Here is a 19,384-nt window from a genome sequence, read left to right as displayed (position 1 = left end):
TGATAACTGGACTATGGCTTTCAAGGGCGGATAGCTCCACATGGGCGACAGACACTTCCGGCTTGGACAGAAGCAAAAAAAAACCGCCTTGTGGGCGGTTTTTTTGACTACTGAGCAAGGCGCAAAACTTAATAAACACCTTGATGACGCATGGCATTGGCGACTTTGACAAAGCCGGCAATATTGGCGCCGTTAACGTAGTGGATGAAGTCACTTTCTTGACCATAGTTCACACAATTTTCGTGGATGTCACGCATGATGGAGTGCAGTTTTGCGTCAACTTGTTCACGCGTCCAGTTCAAACGCTGGGCGTTCTGACTCATTTCCAGACCCGATACGGCAACACCACCCGCATTGCTGGCTTTGCCTGGGGCATACAGAATCTTGGCGTGGATAAAGGCATCGACTGCGTCCAGCGTGCTGGGCATATTGGCGCCTTCGGCAACGCAACGTACACCATTCTTGATCAGGATCTCGGCGTCTTTGCCATCCAGTTCATTCTGGGTTGCGCAAGGCAGGGCGACGTCGACGGGGATATGCCAGGGGCGCTTGCCGTGCTCGTACAGCAGACGGTGTTGTTGGGCGTAATCGACCAAGCTGCCACGCTGTACATTTTTAATGTGCATCAGAGAAGCCAGTTTTTCACGCGTAAAGCCATCCATATCCACCACGCAACCTTGCGAGTCGGAAACGGTAACCACTTTGGCACCCAGGTCCAGGCATTTTTCAATGGCGTACTGGGCGACATTGCCCGAGCCAGAAACGGACACGGTCATGCCATCTAAAGATAGCCCTTTACGCGCCAACATTTCTTGTACGAAATATACGGTGCCATAACCCGTGGCCTCAGGGCGGATCAAACTGCCGCCAAAGCACAAATCCTTGCCGGTAAAGACACTGGCTGCACTGTTGGAGAGTTTTTTCATCATGCCGGCCATAAAGCCCACTTCACGTGCGCCCACGCCGATATCGCCCGCAGGAACGTCGGTGTCTGGACCCAGGTGACGGTACAGCTCGACAATCAGGGCCTGGCAAAAGCGCATGACTTCGCCATCTGTTTTGCCTTTGGGGTCAAAATCCGTACCGCCTTTGCCGCCGCCCATGGGTAGCGTGGTCAAGGCATTTTTGAAGGTCTGCTCAAAAGCCAGGAACTTCAGGATAGACAGATTGACCGAGGGGTGAAAGCGCATGCCGCCCTTGAAAGGACCAATGGCATTGTTGTGCTGAATGCGGAAACCGCGATTGACCTGAACCTGACCACGATCATCTACCCAGGAAATACGAAACTGGATAACACGCTCGGGTTCGACCAGACGCTCAAGCAGACCATGGTCGGCGTACTGGGGGTTTTTCTCGATGAAGGGCCACAAGCTGGTCATCACTTCCCGTACGGCCTGCATGAATTCAGGCTGATGTGGGTCGCGGGACTGCACTCTGGCTAGGAACTGCTCTAGAGAGATAGATTTCATTGCAAGCGAACTCTGTTTGCAATACTGAGATTTCGAGTAGAACTCAGCAGATTGAAAGAATGGATGCATGGGATTGCACCCGATCAATACGCCCATCGCAAGCAAGCCTCTCGTATAGAGAGGCTTGCGCAGGATGTTCGATTTACTTCTTCATCATGTCGAAGAATTCGGAGTTGGTTTTTGTTGCCCGGATTTTGTCCAGGATAAACTCCATGGCTTCAATTTCATCCATTCCGTGGATGAATTTGCGCAGAACCCAGACCTTTTGTAGAAGGTCGGGCTTGATCAGTAACTCTTCACGACGTGTACCTGACTTGTTCAGGTTGATGGCAGGGTAAATGCGTTTTTCGGCCAGGCGGCGCTCCAGATGGATCTCGGAGTTGCCGGTACCTTTAAATTCTTCATAGATGACCTCGTCCATGCGGCTGCCGGTCTCGATCAGGGCAGTACCGATGATGGTCAAGGAGCCACCTTCTTCCAGATTACGGGCAGCGCCAAAAAAGCGTTTGGGGCGCTGCAGGGCGTTGGCGTCCACACCACCGGTCAAAACCTTGCCCGAAGCAGGGACCACCGTGTTGTAGGCGCGGGCCAGACGGGTAATGGAGTCCAGCAGGATCACCACGTCTTTTTTCAATTCAACCAGGCGTTTGGCCTTTTCGATAACCATTTCGGCCACTTGCACGTGACGCGTAGCGGGTTCATCAAAGGTGGAGGCCACCACTTCGCCGCGCACGGTGCGCTGCATTTCGGTCACTTCCTCGGGGCGTTCGTCCACCAGCAGGACGATCATGGTGGCCTCGGGGTAATTGGTGGTGATGGCATGAGCGATGTGCTGCATCATCACGGTTTTACCAGACTTGGGGCTGGCGACGATCAGGGCGCGCTGGCCTTTACCGATAGGCGAGAAGATATCCAGGATACGGCCTGTGATGTTCTCTTCGCTTTTGATGTCACGCTCCAGGCGCATGGGCTGATCAGGATGCAGTGGGGTCAGGTTCTCAAACATGATGCGATGTTTGATGGCCTCGGGCTGCATGCCGTTGACTTTGTCGACCTTGACCAGAGCAAAGTAGCGTTCACCGTCTTTAGGGGTGCGCACTTCACCTTCAATGGAGTCACCCGTGTGCAGATTGAAACGGCGAATCTGCGAGGGGGAGATATAAATATCGTCTGTGCTGGCCAGATAGGAGGTTTCGGGCGAACGCAGGAAACCAAAACCATCAGGCAAGACTTCAAGTACCCCGTCACCGAAAATCTGCTCGCCTTTTTTGGCGTGCTTTTTCATGATCGCGAACATCAGCTCTTGCTTGCGCAAGCGGTTCGCGTTGTCGATTTCCAGAGTGGCAGCCATTTCTAGCAGCTGCGAGACGTGCAGAGCTTTTAATTCGTTCAGGTGCATGAGTGTGGGGAAGGGCTTTCAGCAGCAGACCGCAGGCCAGCGATGGGCCTGCGTGCGGTTAATCAGAGATTACAGGGAGCTGTCGAGAAACGCGCTAAGTTGAGACTTGGACAGTGCGCCGACTTTAGTCTGGGCGACTTGACCGTCTTTAAACAGCATGAGCGTTGGAATACCGCGAACACCGAATTGAGCAGGAGTGTCGGGATTTTCATCGACATTGAGCTTAGCGATGATAACACGACCTTGATACAGTTCGGCAGCCTCATCAAGCAAAGGGGCAATCATTTTACAGGGGCCGCACCAGGCAGCCCAGTAATCGACCAGAACGGGGAGATCGGCTTTGAGGACGTCGCTCTCGAAGGAGGCGTCTGTAACGTGAATGATGGAGTCGCTCATGGCAAAATGCAAAAAAATAAAAGATAACGAAAAACTATACGTGTGGCGTGACCTGAGCACAATGTATTCTACGGCCAATTGCGACGGTCTTGTTGCCAATTTTTGACAGGATACCATTGCGTCTGGTTGATAATGTGCATTCACTGCGCAACGCGCGTCAATAAAGCGTTTCCCCACTGGCGCCTAACCACTCGTAAAATAGCGTTTTTCTGTACGATCTACCGGGAATCAAGTTGTCTACTACACGTTACGACGAATCTTCTATACGGGTGCTCAAAGGGCTGGAACCGGTCCGTCAGCGCCCGGCCATGTATACCCGCACGGATAATCCCCTGCATATTGTGCAGGAGGTCATCGATAACGCGGCCGACGAAGCCCTGGCTGGTTTTGCCCGCACCCTGACTGTCACCTTGCTGGAGGACGGCGGCATACAGGTCGAAGACGATGGGCGCGGTATTCCCGTTGGCTTGCATCCAGAGGAAAATGCGCCCGTGGTGGAACTGGTGTTCACCCGACTGCATGCCGGGGGTAAATTCGACAAGCTCAATGGCGGTGCCTATGCCTTCTCCGGCGGTTTGCACGGGGTGGGGGTGTCGGTGACCAACGCCTTGTCGCGTCGCCTGGAAGTGCTGGTCTGGCGCGATGGCCAGGCTAACGAGATTGTGTTTGCCGATGGCGAGCTGGAACAGCCCCTGACCCAGACGGGCACAGTGGGCAAGCGCAAAACCGGGACCCGTGTGCGGGTCTGGCCCGATGCCAAATATTTTGATTCCGCCCAGATTCCCCTGGCCCAACTGACTCATATCCTGCATAGCAAGGCCGTTCTGCTGGAAGGCGTGACGGTGGAACTGGTGCAGCAAAAAACCGGTCAGCGCCAACAGTGGCGCTACGAGGACGGTTTGCGCGGCTACCTGCAAGAGGAAATGGAAGGGGTGGAGCTGCTGGTTCCCCTGTTTGAGGGCCGCCAGTATGCCCCACAAGATGACGATAATTTCTCCGCCGGCGAAGGTGCGCATTGGGTGGTGGCCTGGGCGCTGGACTCCAATATTGTGCGTGAATCCTATGTCAACCTGATTCCAACCCCAGCGGGGGGAACACATGAATCGGGCTTGCGTGACGGCTTGTATCAAGCCGTGCGCAGTTTTGCTGAACTGCATAGCCTGATTCCCAAAGGTGTCAAACTGCAGGCCGAGGACGTCTTTGCCCGTGCCAGCTTTGTGCTCTCGGCCAAAGTGCTAGACCCGCAATTCCAGGGGCAAATCAAAGAAAAATTGAACAGTCGCGATGCTGTGCGTCTGGTCAGCGGCTATGTGCGTAATGCGTTGGAACTGCATCTGCATGCGAATGTGGATCAGGGTCGAAAATTGGCAGAAGTGGCGGTGCGTCAGGCTCAGGCCCGTACCCGTTCGGCCCAAAAAGTGGAAAAGCGTAAAAGTTCGGGCGTGGCCGTGTTGCCTGGCAAGCTGACAGATTGCGAATCGCACGATCTGGAGCGGTCGGAGCTGTTTCTGGTCGAGGGGGACTCGGCCGGTGGTTCTGCAAAGATGGGCCGTGACAAGGAGTTTCAGGCCATCTTGCCTCTGCGTGGCAAGGTGTTGAACGCTTGGGAAGTGGACCGTGATCGTCTGTTCGCCAACCAGGAAATTCATGATATTTCCGTGGCTATCGGTGTGGACCCGCACGACGCCCAGTCCGAGCCGGATCTGTCCGGCTTGCGCTATGGCCGCATCTGTATCCTGTCTGATGCAGACGTGGACGGCTCGCACATTCAGGTGCTCTTGCTGACCTTGTTCTTCCGCCATTTCCCCAAGCTGATCGAGGCTGGTCATGTGTATGTGGCTCGCCCTCCCTTGTTCCGCGTAGACGTGCCTGCCGCCGGCAAACGCCCGGCTCGCAAGATTTATTGTCTGGATCAGGGTGAACTGGATGCGATTCTGGAAAAACTGCGCAACGAAGGCATACGCAACGAGTCCTGGAGCATCAGCCGTTTCAAAGGCCTGGGTGAAATGAGTGCGGAGCAGTTGTGGGACACCACCATGAATCCGGATACCCGTCGTTTATTGCCCGTGCATTGGGGCGAAGATGGGCTGAGCGGCACGCAAGCCATGTTCACCATGTTGATGGGCAAGGGCGAGGCCTCTGCCCGCCGTGCCTGGTTGGAAGAAAAAGGCAATTTGGCCGATCTGGACGTCTGAGCCCGATTTAAGAGTTATTTATGGACAGCAATCAATTGGATTTTGAGCCGGCGGGATCGGACGATAGCATCACGCTGGCAACTTACGCGGAACAGGCTTATCTGGATTACGCCGTTTCAGTGGTACGTGGACGAGCTTTGCCCGACCTGACTGATGGCCAGAAGCCGGTACAACGCCGCATTCTGTACGCCATGGATGCCATGGGCCTGGGCTCAACGGCCAAGCCCGTGAAATCGGCCCGTGTGGTGGGGGATGTGCTGGGTAAGTATCACCCGCACGGCGACCAGGCCGCCTATGACGCCATGGTGCGTATGGCGCAGGATTTTGTGCTGCGTTATCCGCTGGTAGACGGGCAGGGCAACTTTGGTTCGCGCGACGGTGACAATGCCGCCGCCATGCGTTACACGGAAGCACGTTTGACACCGTTCTCGCGTCTGCTGCTGGACGAGCTGGACGAAGGTACGGTGGACTTCATCCCCAACTACGATGGCAGCCAGAAAGAGCCGGTGACTTTGCCAGCACGCTTGCCCATCATGCTGCTTAACGGCGCATCGGGGATTGCCGTCGGGATGGCGACCGAGATTCCGTCGCACAATCTACGTGAAGTGGCGCAAGCCTGCGTCAGCCTGCTGCGCAACCCGAATTTGAGCGATCAGGAAATTCACGAGATCGTCCCCGGCCCGGACTTTGCGGGTGGTGGCCAAATCATTTCCGCCGCTGACGATATCGCAGCGGTGTACGCCCAAGGCCGTGGCTCCATCAAGGCTCGTGCCCGTTGGGTCTTCGAGGAAATGGCACGTGGTCAATGGCAGTTGGTGGTTACCGAATTACCGCCCGGCAGCTCTTCCCAGCAGATTCTGGAAGAGATCGAGGAACGCACCAATCCCAAGGTCAAGGCGGGCAAGAAGTCCCTGAGCACGGAACAACAGCAAACCAAAGCCCTGATGCTGAACATGCTCGACGCCGTGCGCGATGAGTCCGGCAAGCAGGCTGCGGTGCGTCTGGTGTTTGAACCCAAGTCTCGCGCCATTGATCGGGACGAATTCGTGACGACCTTGCTGGCGCAGACCAGCCTGGAGCGCAACGTCTCTATTAACCTGGTGTGTATCGATACGGATGGCCGACCCGGTCAGCGTTCTTTGCGCCAGATCCTGCTGAACTGGCTGGAGTTCCGCCGTCGTACGATGGAACGCCGTACGCGCTATCGTCTGGACAAGGTCACCGACCGTATCCATGTGCTGCAAGGGCGCATGGTAGTGTATTTGAATGTGGATGAGGTCATTCAAACCATTCGTGAGTCCGACGAGCCGCGTGCTGCCTTGATGGATCGCTTTGATTTAAGCGAACGTCAGGCCGATGATATTCTGGAAATGCGCCTGCGTCAGTTGGCACGTCTGGAAGGCTTCAAGATCGAGAAAGAGCTGCAAGAACGCCTGGACGAACAGGAGTCTCTTCAAAAGCTGCTGGACGATCCCAAGGCCTTGAAACGCCTGATGATTCGTGAAATCGAAGCAGACGTGAAAACCTACGGTGATGACCGTCGTACCTTGATTGAAGCGGCCGAGCGTGCCGTGCTGGAAAGCAAGGTGGTTGACGAGCCAGTTACCGTGATTGTGTCGCGCAAAGGCTGGTTGCGTTCGCGTCAGGGTCATGGTCACGACGCTTCGCAGTTCAGTTTCAAGACGGGGGATAGTTTGCGCGATGCGCTGGAGTGCCGCAGTACCACGGATCTGGTCGCCATCGGCACCGATGGCCGGGTCTATACTGTTCCGGTTTCCAGCTTGCCTTCGGCGCGTGGAGACGGTCAGCCCATTACCTCCATGATTGAAGTCAGCCCCAGCGCGCCTATCGAGCACATTCTGGGGGCACCTCTGGATCAGTACTACGTGCTGGCTGCCTGCGACGGCTACGGTTTTGTGGCCTCCCAGGGTGACATGAACACACGTCAGAAAGCGGGCAAGCAGTTTGTCACCATTGAGGATGGCAAAAAGTTGCTCAAACCTTTGGCCTTGCGTCCGGACGATCAGTACGTGGGGCTGCTCAGCGAGCAGGGGCGTTTCCTGGTGGTGGACATCAAGGAACTGAAAGTGCTGTCCAAAGGGGGACGTGGCACGGTACTGATCAAGCTGAACGAGGGCGATACGCTTAGCCAATGGGTGGCCTTTGGTGAAGCGGGTTTGGCCGTCAGTGGGGTGAATCGCAAGCGTGCGTCGACCATCGTGATGGATCTGGACATGCTGGCCAATTATCTGGGCAAGCGGGCAGGCAAGGGCAAGACCCTGTCGCTCAAATTGAACGACCCTGTGCTGCATCGGCCTGAGCAGGCCTGAATTTGTATAGCCGCCGGAGGCTGGGCCTCCGCCTGATAGATTTCTTTTTTGAGTGTTGGATATGAGTTTCAAAGTCACGGTTCAGCCCAGCGGGCACAGTTTTGACGTACAGCCCGGACAGTCTGTGCTGGATGGCGCGCTGAATGCCGGTATCGTCTTGCCCTATAGCTGCCGTAATGGCACCTGTTCGTCTTGCCGTGGCAAGGTCATTGAAGGTGCATACGATGCAGGCCGCGCACCTGAGCAATTGCTCAGCGAAGAGGATCGCGCGGCAGGCTACACTCTGTTTTGTCAGGCCAAGCCCAGCAGCGACATGCTGATCGAGTCCCACGAAATTCGTATGGCGACTGATATCCAGATTCGCAAAATGCCCTCGCGCGTGGTGGGCCTGGAGAAGGTACGTGATGATGTGATGGTGGTGCGTCTGCAAATGCCGTCGTCCGAGCCATTCCGTTATTACCCAGGCCAGTATCTGGAGTTCATCCTGAAGGACGGCAGCCGTCGCAGCTACTCCATGGCCACACCGCCACGGGAAGACAATCAGGTGGAATTGCATATTCGTCACATGCCCGGCGGCGTATTTACCGATCACGTGTTCGGTGCTGGCGCCACTGCCATGAAAGAGCGCGAAATTTTGCGCGTGGAAGCGCCTTTGGGTTCTTTCTTCCTGCGTGAAGATAGCGCGGCTCCTATGGTTTTTCTTGCCAGCGGTACAGGTTTTGCTCCTATCAAGGCCTTGATCGAGCGCCTGATTCAAACCGGCAGCCAGCGCGAAGTAGCCCTGTACTGGGGCGGGCGTCGACCCAAGGATCTGTACCAGTCCGAACTGGCCGAGAAATGGGCCAGTGAACTGCCTAACTTGCGTTTCATTCCGGTAATTTCCGACGCTCAGCCTGAAGATGGCTGGACAGGCCGTACGGGCTTTGTGCATCAGGCGGTACTGGCTGATTTGCCGGATTTGTCGGCCTGGCAGGTGTACGCCTGTGGCGCGCCGGGTATGGTTGAAGCAGCCCGCAAGGATTTTGTGGAGCAAGCCCAACTGAATCCGGACAATTACTTTGCAGATGCCTTTACGTCCCTGGCTGACGTAAAGTAAGCGTCTTGGTCAATAGCTCAACAAGCGGACAGTACACATGAAAGTAGCAGTTCTGGGCAGCGGCATTATTGGGGTATCAACTGCCTGGTGGCTCAGCCAGCAAGGTTGTGAGGTGGTGGTTGTGGATCGGGGAACCGGTCCCGCGCAGGAAACCTCGCGTGCCAATGGCGGGCAAATCTCGGTGTCCTATGCCGAGCCCTGGGCCAACCCGAAAATGCCGTTCAAACTGCTGAAATGGTTGTTGCAGGACGATGCTCCCTTGTTGTTCCGTCCGCGTCTGGACCTGCGCCAGTGGCGCTGGTGCCTGTCTTTCCTGCGAGAGTGCCTGCCGGGGCGGGTTGCGCCCAATGTGCGCGCTCTGGTGGCCATGGCGGAATACAGCCGCAGCACACTCAAGCAATTGCGTCCCAGTCTGGATTTTGATTATCGCCATCAGGAAAAAGGCATCATCACGTTTTACCGGGATGCTCAAAGTCTGGATGACTCCCAGCAAATGGCCGATGTCATGCGCGATATGGGGGTGGACCGCCGCATCATGAGCGTGGACGAACTGGTGCAGTTGGAGCCTGCTCTGGCCTCGGCTCGCGGCCAGATCGTGGGGGGCGATTACACCAAAGATGATGAATCCGGCGATGCAAACCAGTTCACCTGCGGTTTGGCAGCCATGGCCAAGCGGGCCGGGGTGGAGTTTCGCTTTTCCACCCAAATCACCCGTCTGCTGACGGCCAAGGGCCGCGTGGTGGGCGTCGAGGTCATTGGTTCGGACGGTGCGTACGAGTCCATACAGGCAGGCGCCTTTGTGGTGGCTATGGGCAGTTTCAGTCCCACGGTCTTGCAGCCGCTGGGGATTGCCTGCCCTGTTTACCCGGCTAAAGGCTATTCGGCCACTTTCCCGGTACTGGTTCCCGAGGGGGCGCCTACGGTCAGCCTGACTGATAAAGATCACAAACTGGTTTTTTCCCGTCTGGGTGATAGCCTGCGGGTCGCTGGAACCGCAGAGTTGTCGGGCTATTCACGCAGTTTGAACCCCGCCCGCTGTCAGGCTTTGTTAATGCATGTGGCTGATCTGTTCCCAAGCGCATTGGATTTTGATAATGTTCATTTCTGGTCAGGATTACGTCCTGCCACAGCATCAAATATCCCACTGATAGGCCGCTCGTCCATACCCAACCTGTACCTGAATACCGGGCATGGCACCCTGGGGTGGACGATGGGTGTCGGCTCTGGTCGCGCCCTGGCAGACCTGGTCATGGGACACAAACCCGAACCTGAATTTCCTTTTTTATCTTGAAGGATGTATGAAAAATCTACGCGGATTACTGTTGAAACGTGGTGTTATGGCTTTGGCGATGGCAGCGGGTGGCTCAGCCGCTTTGCTGTTCGGGTCGACGGCCCTGGCAGCCGTTGATATTCAGGTCTGGACTGCTTTGAACTCGCACAATCAAGATGAGTTTGAACGCCTGGTTCGGGATTTCAATCGCAGCCAGAGCGACGTCAAGGTGTCGGTCAAGGCTCATGACTCGGAAGCCTCGTTAGAGCAAGTCTTGCAAGCGGGCAAGGATTTGCCCAATCTGGTGCAATTAGGCGAAATGTCCGGCCTGGATGAAGTCGCTGACCGCTCTTACATTATGCCCATGCACACTTTGCTGGCGCGGGAAAAAATGGATAATGTGTCCTGGTTCCTGGCCTCGAACTCTTTTGTGCGCAATGGCCGTGGCCAATTACAAGGTTTCCCCTATATGGCCGAGATTCCGGTCATGTATTACAACCTGGACGCGTTTGATAAAGCCAAGATTGAGCCTGCGGTGCCCAGTCGTATCTGGTTGGACCTGCAGGCCCAGTTGGTTGATCTGGCCAATAAAGGCTCGCGTCGTTGTCCGTTGACTTCAGACCAGTCGGTTTCCATTAATCTGGAGAACCTGGCAGCGGTCAATAACCAGATTTACGGTCTGGCACCGGGCCCCAAGGTTAAAGGCAAAGTGGGCTTTGACTTTGATGTGATGTACATCCGTCACCTGTCCATGATGATCAGTTGGGTGAAATCCGAGCTGATGGTCAAACCTGGCACCTTGCCCGAGTCTCCCCAGCGTTTTGCCAAGGGCGAATGTGCCGTTATGTTCTCGAACTCCGGCCATATTGGTGAATACAGCGACACACGTGGCTTGAAATATGCGGTTACCGGTCTGCCTTATTACCCTGAGGTGACCCAAACTCCAGGTAAACCGTTTGTGACCGGCTCGGCTCTGTGGGCGGTCAAAGGTCATAAAGCCGAACAGAATCAAGCCTCGGCCCGCTTTATCAACTGGCTGGCTCAGCCCGAGAATGCGGCACGCTGGTATCAGAACACAGGCTTTTTGCCTGTGAGCCGTGAAGCCTTTAATGCCACAGGCAACGACTATTACAAGGATAAGGGCGACTGGATGCATCTGGTCGGCGCCTATAGCAGCGGTACCTCGGGCACAGCTAAAGGCAATTTCCGCAACTACCGCCAGATTCGTGCCGTGTTCAATCAGAGTCTGGAAAGTGCGCTGGATGGACAGCAACCTGCCATGACCGCATTGCGTACTGCCGCTACGCAAGCGAATCGTTTGGTGGCACAGAGAGGACGCTGATTTATCTGTGCGTACAAGCCGATCTAGCGGCTTGAGCAAGCATCCTTGAAGATAGACCCCATGCCCTTGACGGGACATGGGGTTTTTTCTTTGGGTGTCTGTGATGCGTTTTCTTGCCCGTTTTTGCGTGTTGGTAATGTGTGCTCTTGGGCTGTCTGCCTGTCAGACCCGTCCGGGGCCGGATGGTCTGCTGGCCGATCCGGGAGCGCGCGTCTTCAATTTTGATTGGCGCTTAGCCGGCGACCCCCAAGTGGGGCCTATGCAGGTCTTTGATAATGGGACGCGCATTTGGCTGCATTTTGCACCAGAGCAGATTTTGCCCGCGGTGTTTGGTCGCAGGGACGGGCAGGAAATGCTGCTGTCATTACGACCTTCGGGGCAGTTTCAGTTAATCGACGGTTTGTGGGCGGAGCTGGTGTTTCGTGCAGGCAGGGCGCAGGCACAAGCCAGTCTGCAGCGCAAGAGTAGCCAGAGTGAAGACTCTACCTTGTCAGGGGCAGAGGAATCGGATGTTTTAGCCCAACCTTTGCCTGTAGGAGATCCCTTGAAACCGGACCCAGTGGGGGCGATGCAGCCACCAGTGCTGAAGCTGGAGCCAGGGAGGGCCGGCGGGCTGGGGCAGGATGCCGGGCAAAAGGAGGCCGGGCGTGGCAGCTCGTCTCAGAACGCTGCATTGCCCGCACCCGTACAGTTGGTGGAACGGATTGCCTTTCAAGCCAGCTCGGACATGTGGGCGGTCAATCTACCGAACCCTGATTCAACTGTTTTTGAACTGCGTTTGAAAGACCGGACGCTAAGGCAGGCGCTTGTGCGTTGGGCCAAACAAGCGAAGTGGGTTTTTGCATCGGAACATTGGACTTTGGATGTGGATTTTCCTGTCAAGGCTGCCGCCCGCTTTGAGGGGAGTTTTGAGTCAGCGGTCGAGCAGTTGCTGACGGCGGCACAACTGAACGCCCATTCTTTGCAGGCCTGCTTTTATTCCAATCAGGTGCTGCGTGTTTTGGCTAGTCCGCAAACGTGTGACCCGAGTGTGCAGCATCAGGAGCAGTCATGAGCTCCTTGTTTTTTTTGTTGCTGCTGGCGTTGCTATCGGGCTGTACCTTGCAAACGACGGGGCATCACCTCGATCAGGCGTGGCTTGACGAGGCTGTTTCTTTGGATAAACCAGAAGTGCCCACAGGTGCATTGACCCAGTCTGTTGATCGACCCTGGCTGGTGGGGGCCGCTGTGCCCATCAAGCAAGCTGCAGTCGCATCCGACCTTTTGCGATCCAGGCAAACTTTCAGCTTTTCCTTGGAAACGCCTTTGCCCAGTCTGGATGAATTGGCGCGTCGCCTGTCTTTGTTGTCGAATCTGACGGTGTCCATCAGTCCTGAGGCGCGACTGCCTTTAGCTTATTTTTTGCCGCGGCTCAGTGTGGGGGATCAGGTGGAACTGGCACCCCAAGATGGTAGCCTGGTTTTTGAGCAATTACGGTTGCCGGAGTTGCTGAATCAAGTTTCAGCGGTGTATAGCGTCCGGTGGCGTTATCAGGCGGGACGTATCGAGTTATATCGCACTGAAACGCGTCGCTTTGCCTTACCGCTTAGCAAAACGGTGAATTCTGCTTATTTGAGTACGCCCGTAGATAACGCCTCCGAGTCTAATGTGATATCTGTGCAGATTGAAACGCCGCACTTGAACGATCCAGCCCTTGCTTATTTGCAAGAGACGACACAAGCTTTTCTATCGCGTGCTGGAACGGTCCAGGTGCTCGGTGTGCCGCCGAACGTTTTGTTGGTGACTGATACGCCGGAACGCTTGGAGGCATTGGGTTTGGCGTTGAGGCAACAGCCTGAGTTATGGCATGTGAAGAGTGCGCGAGCTAGCCGTCCTTTGGGCAGTGACGGGAGGGTGAAGTGAGTTCTTCCACCGTCAAGCGCGAGTATTGGTTTGGTTTGCAATGGGATCACCCTGGCCAGGATATGCGCTGGGCGCAAACCCGAAAATTGAAACGCTCGCATTGGGCTTGTTCTTTGGAAGGGCGGGCAACTGGACAATGGATAGGCTGGGTACAAAACAAGTGGCTCTATACCAAGCGAACTCACTCGCTATTGCGCTTGGCTCAAGAGGGGCCAACGTGGGCGAAATGCAGACGAGTACAGGCGTATTCTGCAGCCGCTTGTATGGCGGTGCATCATCCTAATGAAGCGGTTTTTCTTTTATGGGCTGTGGCCCCCGGCCAACTGTGGTTTCTGGTGCTGGAACAGGGCTTGGTTGTGGAAGGCAGTGATTGTGTGCTGGCACAGGTTGGACAGGTACAGGCCTTGCGGCAGGCAATGCTGGAACGCTATCCCACCATACGCGAACTGCGGCAACCCGATGATGTATGGATATGCCTGGAGCAGGGCAGACGAGCGCAGGCGCGTATGCAGCGCCAAGGTGGCGGGAAGCTTTGGCGACCTAATAAGATCTCACTTCGCTTGCTTGTCGCACCGTTGCTGGTGGCACTTGCTCTGGGAGGAGTCTTGTCTGCTGGTTCAGGCAGGATCAAGACTGAACGAGGGCTTGCTGCTGCGAGGGCTGTTGAACAGAGTCATGAGTTGCTGTTATCCAGTGCTCAGACTGTTCTGGGTTTGATTGAGGAACTGCCCGCACAGGGAGTGGACTGGCGTTTGCAACAGGTGGAGTGTCGTCGCCAAGCGGCTTTTTGGGACTGCCAGGCGCGTTACAGATTTGACAATGTACAGCGTTTCAGCCTGGCCATGCATCGTCAAACTCGTGCTCCGAACAGGTTGGAGCTCACTGAGGCCGGGCAGGCTGAGTTGCATATGCAGCGTACCTATCAGGCAGACGACCCGTGGTTCCCATTGTTGGGATCTCAGGAAGAGCAGCCTGTTGGATCATCCCTCAGCCTGATGGCTGAATTGAAGGCCTTGCAACCAGCATTTATACGCTTATCACTCGCTCAGGCGCACGCTCAGCCCCAGCCCCCCTATTCAGGGCAGGCTCGAACCGACAATCAAGTGGATATACCGTTGCAAGCAAAGACTGGGGCGCAGACCCAGAATCCCATCCAAGTGTTGGCCCCTCTGAGCACAGGCGATCAAGCAAAATCAGAGGTCTGGCGTCGCACATGGAGTAGCGAATCGCCTTTGCGTTCAGCCTATCTGCTCGCCGCACAACTGCCTCAGTTGCAGTGGGACAGGCTGAGCCTGTCAGTAAGTCCGCAGTCTTATCCCTCGCTGCTAGGCAGCGTTTTTATCGTGGAGCTGGAAGGCTATGTTGATGAGTGGGCGGGTTCGGGGAAGGAGGAGCGTGCGCAAGTATTTGAACATTCTGTTTGGCGGGATGCTGATGCTTAGCCTGCCAGTTCAGGCTACGGAAGGCATGGTTTCTATCGTGCGAGATCTGTTGCTGCTGGAAGCTGAGCAAGCGCGGCATAACATGGCGGCATGTTCGGGGCCAGAACAGGGGCTGGAGGGTGTGGATCTGGCTCAGCCCAGTGTGGGCAAGAATAGGTCCGGTAAACCTTTCCCCGGCTTGAAGCTGAAAGCTGTCTATGGACGAGACACGCAATTGCTGGCTGAAGTGCAGCATGAGCAGCGCCTGCTTGTGTTCCAGCAAGGCCAGCTATGGCCGATAGGACGTGAGAGAGATAGGCAAATGCGCCTCTTGTCTTTGGATAGTCGCTGCATTGAGCTTGAAATTGGGCTGCCCCCAGATTCAAGTTTGTCAGTGGCCTCGGATCAGGTTCAGCCGTCGCAGTCGGAAACTCAATCCATCAAACTCTGTCTGCCTTCTTGATGCGGGAGAGTTTGACATGTGTTTGGCAACACTCGGGCTTTTCAGGCCGCTGCTATTTAGGGGCTGCTCAGTTTCCAATTCCGCCTATTCTTGAGCCCCCATGTCATTGGTTTGGTACGCTTGCGCATCCGTACTTATCGGTTCGCCAGCAGACCTGGTGGGCCATTCAACTGCCCTCTAAACAAGAAAAAACCCCGACATGATTTTCATCATATCGGGGTTGGAAGTGACTACGGAGCTTGTCGCTCGTCAGGCTTTAGCCTTGTTCTGCATTAGTCGCGGGTACCGCTCCAAGCGGCAATGGCAGCACGCTCTTCGTCGGTCATTTTGGTCATGTTGCCCAAGGGCATGTACATAGAGTGCACCACGGTTTTCACCTGCTCGGCGTGCAGCACCGTGTTATCGATGGTATCGAGCAACATGCCAGCAGGAGCCGCCGTAAAGCCGAAGTCGGCATTGGGCTTGGCCGCGTGGCACTGAACACATCGTGCATCCATGATTTCCTGAACACGGGCAACACTGATGGTTTCAGCACCGCTCGCCGCTTCTGGCGCACTGGCAACTTCCCCTTTCAGGCTGGCAGGGGCAGCCAGGTAGCCAACGATCAGTAGCAGCACAACACCGGCAGCCGGGTAGGCAGGCTTTTTGATGCCAGCGTGCATCAGCACGAAGTATTGACGAATCAGGGCGCCGGCAAAGATGAACAGCACCATGATGATCCACGCATTGGGGTTGTTATACGTGAACGAGTAGTGGTTGCTCAGCATCAGCAGCAGAACGGGCAGCGTGAAGTAGGTATTGTGTACCGAACGCTGTTTACCGCGCTTGCCGTCCAGTGGGTTGGGCGCCTGACCGGCTTTCAGTGCCTTGACCATGCGGCGCTGGCCGGGGATGATCCAGAAGAACACGTTGGCCGACATGCTGGTGGCCATGACAGCGCCAGTCAGCAAGAAAGCAGCACGACCCGAGAAGATGTGCGCGCTCAGGTAAGCCACGACCACCATCATGATCGCCACCGCCACGCTCAGCAGACCGTCGCGGTTCATGTTGGGGCTGATCAGGCGGCACAGGCCGTTATAGACCACCCAGCCCAGTACCAGGAAAGCAATGGCCATGACGTTGGCTTGGGTACCGGTCATTTGAGCGGCCCATTCCCAGGGACTGTTGGGGTTGACCAGATAGAACTCGGGCTTGGTCAGGTAGAGCAGGGCGAACAGAAAGAAACCGGACAACCAGGTGGTGTAGGACTTCCAGAAAGACCAATGCAGGTCATCGGGCAGTTCGGCCGGGTTGGTCAGGTATTTCTGGTTGTGATAGAAGCCACCGCCGTGGACAGCCCACATCTCGCCAAACACACCGCGTTTCTTGCTTTCTTCGCCTTTAGGTGGTTTCAGGCCGTTGTCCAGCATCACAAAGTAGATGGACTCGCCAATCCAGGCGACGGCCGCAATGACGTGCAACCAGCGCAGCAGCAGGTTGCCGTACTCAAGTAGGTAAGCGTACATAAAGATCTCGTATCAGAGTGGTTTCGTATAGAAGCGAAAAGTCGACTTGGATACGCGATCAACTGCCGCGATAGGTAGACCAGGACCAGGGGGTGACGACCAGAGGTACGTGGTAATTGGCATTGGCATCAGCAATACCAAAGCGAATGCCGACCTGATCCACAAAGCGTGGCTCGGGCAGGGCCACACCGCTGGCGGCAAAGTAGTCACCGGCATGGAACACCAGTTCAAAAACGCCCGTGTGCATGGTCTGGCTTTGCAGCAGGGGCTCATCACAGCGGCCGTCGCTATTGGTGTGAGTGGTTTTGATCAGAGTGCGTTGATCGTTTTCGATGGAGTAAAGATCGACGCGCACGCCGCTGGCTGGGCGTCCTTGAGTCGTGTCAAGGACATGGGTTGATAGCTTTCCCATAAATGTCTCCGGTTTATGGTGATCAAAAAAGGTCCAGCGAGCCCAGTTTTGAGAACCGGCCGGGGGCCAGCGGTGCAAGGATCAGTGCGCTGGGTTGAGGCCCCGAAACTGTCGCTCTGTTTGAGGAATCAGATTGTCGACAATTTATGTTGACGATTTTGTCGGGGTACCGAATAATTGTCAATAGTCAATAACGAGAATTTCTATGCTTCAGATACGGCGGCAAGAGGGGATGACGAGTGAATCCCATGCGCCCAGCGCCTCCTCGCTGCTAGAGGGAGGCATGGCAGATAGCGAGGTCGGGCGTGTTTATAGCCAGATCTTTGATGCGGTGGTGGATCGGCGTCTTTTACCGGGCACCAAACTGACGGAAGCCACGCTGTGCACGATTTTCGAGTGCTCGCGGGCGACCGTTCGTGCGGCGCTGGCTGCCCTCGAACACGACAAGATTGTGGTCATTGAGCCCAATCGGGGTGCTTTTGTCTGGAAGCCGACGGCCAAGCAAACACGGGACGTGTTTGAACTGCGGCGTGATCTGGAAGCCTTGATTCTGCAAAAACTGATCCGCTCCCCGGATCTGCCGGCGCGTCTGGCTGGTTTATATGAAATGGTGGAGCGTGAACAGCACGCCTTTGAACATGGCGACCGCATCAGTTGGTTGCGCCTGTCCAATGCGTTTCACGTGATGCTGGCGCGCTGCGCGGGCAATGACGAGCTGACCGAGTTGATGCACACCTTGTGCGCGCGCACCACACTCATCATTGCGTATCACGACACGCCGGGCGAACAGGCTTGCTCGTTTTACGAGCACAAAGAGATTTTGGACAAGCTTAGTCAGGGCGATGCCGACGGCGCGCAACTGGCTATGCATCATCACTTAAGTGATTGTGAACATCGCATGAGCGAAGCGGGTGATGGCAGTGCTGCCGATCCTTGGCGGGCCCTCAGCGTAAAACGCTAAACGGAGACGGTATGTCCTTGAACAAGTACCCTCGTGACCTGGTCGGTTACGGTAAAAACGTGCCCCATGCACAATGGCCTGATCGGGCGCGCATTGCGGTGCAGTTTGTCTTGAACTATGAAGAAGGCGGCGAGAATTGCGTCCTGCACGGTGACCCGGGCTCTGAACAGTTCCTGTCCGAAATTATTGGTGCGGCGGCTTACCCGGACCGTCACCTGTCCATGGAATCCATTTACGAATACGGCTCGCGTGCCGGTGTCTGGCGGATTCTGAACGAGTTTGAAAAGCGTGGCCTGCCCATGACCGTGTTTGGGGTGGGCATGGCGCTGGAGCGTCATCCCGAGCTGGCACAGGAGTTCGTGCGCCTGGGTCATGAGATTGCTTGCCATGGCTACCGCTGGATTCATTACCAGAACGTGTCCGAAGAAGTCGAGCGTGAGCATATGCGCCAGTGCGTGAAAGTGCTGACGGACTTGCTGGGCCACCACCCCGAAGGCTGGTACACCGGCCGCGATAGCCCGAATACCTTGCGTCTGGTGGCCGAAGAGGGCCAGTTCCTGTACAGCTCCGATTACTACGGTGATGATCTGCCGTTCTGGGCCGAGGTTCAGCTCAGCGACAATACGGTCAAGCCGCAATTGATCGTGCCTTATACCCTGGACAGCAATGACATGCGCTTTGCGGCTCCTCAGGGTTTCAACACCGGCGATCATTTCTTTTCCTACCTGAAAGACGCATTTGACGTGCTCTACGAAGAAGGTGAAGAGGCTCCCAAGATGCTGTCCATCGGTTTGCATTGCCGTCTGATCGGCCGTCCTGGCCGCTTCCGCGCTTTGCAACGCTTCCTGGATTATGTGCAATCGCACGAGCGGGTCTGGGTATGCCGTCGTGTGGATATTGCTCGCCACTGGGCTGAGCACCATCCTTATCAGCCCAAGGCCTGACTGGGGCAGGGCCAGGGCTCCCGCCTTCTGGCCTCACAAGACGGCATCCTGAATCTGAGCAGGACGCACCCACATTCCGACTCGCCAGGGTCGGAATTGTTGTTTCTACCCGCTGAAAACAGTACTATCTGACGCTTACGCAGCCGCTCGTAAAGGGAGTGTGGCGTCCTGGCTTCTCACTGCTTTGCCGGGGCGGCAGGTGTTGTGCCAGCGCAGCGCGCGCATGGGCTGCAAGGCTGATCGTCTTATAATAGGCAGTTAAATTTTCCATCGCGTTGC

At 55.9% G+C, this 19,384-nt stretch carries 16 protein-coding genes; 11 read left to right on the top strand and 5 right to left on the bottom strand.

Annotated features, from left to right (window positions below; all coding sequences use genetic code 11):
* Positions 1-128: 128 nt before the first annotated feature.
* The 3 genes from gdhA to trxA form a co-directional block, all read right to left on the bottom strand.
* A complete protein-coding gene (gene gdhA / locus ACDI13_RS01685; protein ID WP_316988912.1) occupies positions 129-1,469 on the bottom strand; it encodes an NADP-specific glutamate dehydrogenase in 1,341 nt (446 codons plus the stop codon).
* Between the two features lie 142 nt (positions 1,470-1,611).
* On the bottom strand, positions 1,612-2,868 hold the full coding sequence (gene rho / locus ACDI13_RS01680; protein WP_003799272.1) for a transcription termination factor Rho: 1,257 nt from the start codon (positions 2,866-2,868) through the stop codon (positions 1,612-1,614).
* A gap of 69 nt (positions 2,869-2,937) precedes the next feature.
* A complete protein-coding gene (gene trxA, locus ACDI13_RS01675; protein WP_316988911.1) occupies positions 2,938-3,264 on the bottom strand; it encodes a thioredoxin TrxA in 327 nt (108 codons plus the stop codon).
* Between the two features lie 227 nt (positions 3,265-3,491).
* Between trxA and ACDI13_RS01670 the strand changes: the two genes are divergently transcribed.
* The 9 genes from ACDI13_RS01670 (at position 3,492) to ACDI13_RS01630 (ending at position 15,283) form a co-directional block, all read left to right on the top strand.
* Positions 3,492-5,459 carry a DNA topoisomerase IV subunit B gene (locus ACDI13_RS01670; protein WP_372373077.1) on the top strand — a complete coding sequence of 656 codons (1,968 nt, stop codon included), beginning with the start codon at positions 3,492-3,494 and terminating at the stop codon, positions 5,457-5,459.
* 20 nt (positions 5,460-5,479) lie between these two features.
* A complete protein-coding gene (parC, locus tag ACDI13_RS01665; protein ID WP_316988909.1) occupies positions 5,480-7,789 on the top strand; it encodes a DNA topoisomerase IV subunit A in 2,310 nt (769 codons plus the stop codon).
* A 61-nt stretch (positions 7,790-7,850) separates the two neighbouring features.
* On the top strand, positions 7,851-8,885 hold the full coding sequence (locus ACDI13_RS01660) for a CDP-6-deoxy-delta-3,4-glucoseen reductase (RefSeq protein ID WP_316988908.1): 1,035 nt from the start codon (positions 7,851-7,853) through the stop codon (positions 8,883-8,885).
* A 37-nt stretch (positions 8,886-8,922) separates the two neighbouring features.
* Positions 8,923-10,176: a D-amino acid dehydrogenase gene (locus ACDI13_RS01655; protein ID WP_316988907.1), complete on the top strand. Its 1,254-nt coding sequence runs from the start codon at positions 8,923-8,925 to the stop codon at positions 10,174-10,176.
* 7 nt (positions 10,177-10,183) lie between these two features.
* A complete protein-coding gene (locus tag ACDI13_RS01650) occupies positions 10,184-11,497 on the top strand; it encodes an extracellular solute-binding protein (RefSeq protein ID WP_316990294.1) in 1,314 nt (437 codons plus the stop codon).
* Between the two features lie 103 nt (positions 11,498-11,600).
* A complete protein-coding gene (locus ACDI13_RS01645) occupies positions 11,601-12,551 on the top strand; it encodes a TcpQ domain-containing protein (protein WP_316990293.1) in 951 nt (316 codons plus the stop codon).
* Positions 12,548-13,399 (top strand): hypothetical protein, encoded by an 852-nt coding sequence (locus ACDI13_RS01640; protein ID WP_316990292.1) that lies wholly within the window; start codon positions 12,548-12,550, stop codon positions 13,397-13,399. Before ACDI13_RS01645 ends, ACDI13_RS01640 begins: the two co-directional genes overlap by 4 nt.
* A complete protein-coding gene (locus ACDI13_RS01635) occupies positions 13,396-14,841 on the top strand; it encodes a hypothetical protein (protein ID WP_316990291.1) in 1,446 nt (481 codons plus the stop codon). The genes ACDI13_RS01640 and ACDI13_RS01635 overlap by 4 nt, the downstream gene beginning before the upstream one ends.
* Positions 14,795-15,283 carry a hypothetical protein gene (locus tag ACDI13_RS01630; protein WP_316990290.1) on the top strand — a complete coding sequence of 163 codons (489 nt, stop codon included), beginning with the start codon at positions 14,795-14,797 and terminating at the stop codon, positions 15,281-15,283. Before ACDI13_RS01635 ends, ACDI13_RS01630 begins: the two co-directional genes overlap by 47 nt.
* Positions 15,284-15,555: 272 nt before the next feature.
* Here the strand turns inward: ACDI13_RS01630 and ACDI13_RS01625 are convergent, their stop codons facing one another.
* Positions 15,556-16,788, bottom strand: coding sequence for a urate hydroxylase PuuD (locus ACDI13_RS01625; protein ID WP_316990289.1), 1,233 nt, complete (start codon positions 16,786-16,788; stop codon positions 15,556-15,558).
* A gap of 58 nt (positions 16,789-16,846) precedes the next feature.
* A complete protein-coding gene (uraH, locus tag ACDI13_RS01620; RefSeq protein ID WP_316990288.1) occupies positions 16,847-17,200 on the bottom strand; it encodes a hydroxyisourate hydrolase in 354 nt (117 codons plus the stop codon).
* A gap of 232 nt (positions 17,201-17,432) precedes the next feature.
* Here uraH and ACDI13_RS01615 point away from each other — a divergent pair, with 232 nt between their 5' ends.
* Together ACDI13_RS01615 and puuE are read left to right on the top strand one after the other, a co-directional pair.
* Entirely contained in the window at positions 17,433-18,161 is a 729-nt protein-coding gene (locus ACDI13_RS01615; protein WP_316990287.1) for a GntR family transcriptional regulator, read from the top strand.
* Positions 18,162-18,172: 11 nt separating this feature from the next.
* The gene (gene puuE, locus ACDI13_RS01610) at positions 18,173-19,105 is read left to right on the top strand and encodes an allantoinase PuuE (RefSeq protein WP_316990286.1); all 933 of its coding nucleotides are present in this window, start codon (positions 18,173-18,175) and stop codon (positions 19,103-19,105) included.
* Positions 19,106-19,384 lie beyond the last annotated feature (279 nt).

Source organism: Alcaligenes faecalis, assembly GCF_041521385.1.
GTDB lineage: Bacteria > Pseudomonadota > Gammaproteobacteria > Burkholderiales > Burkholderiaceae_B > Alcaligenes > Alcaligenes faecalis_E.
Note: the sequence above shows the minus strand (reverse complement) of the source record. Positions and strands in the feature narration are given on the sequence as shown.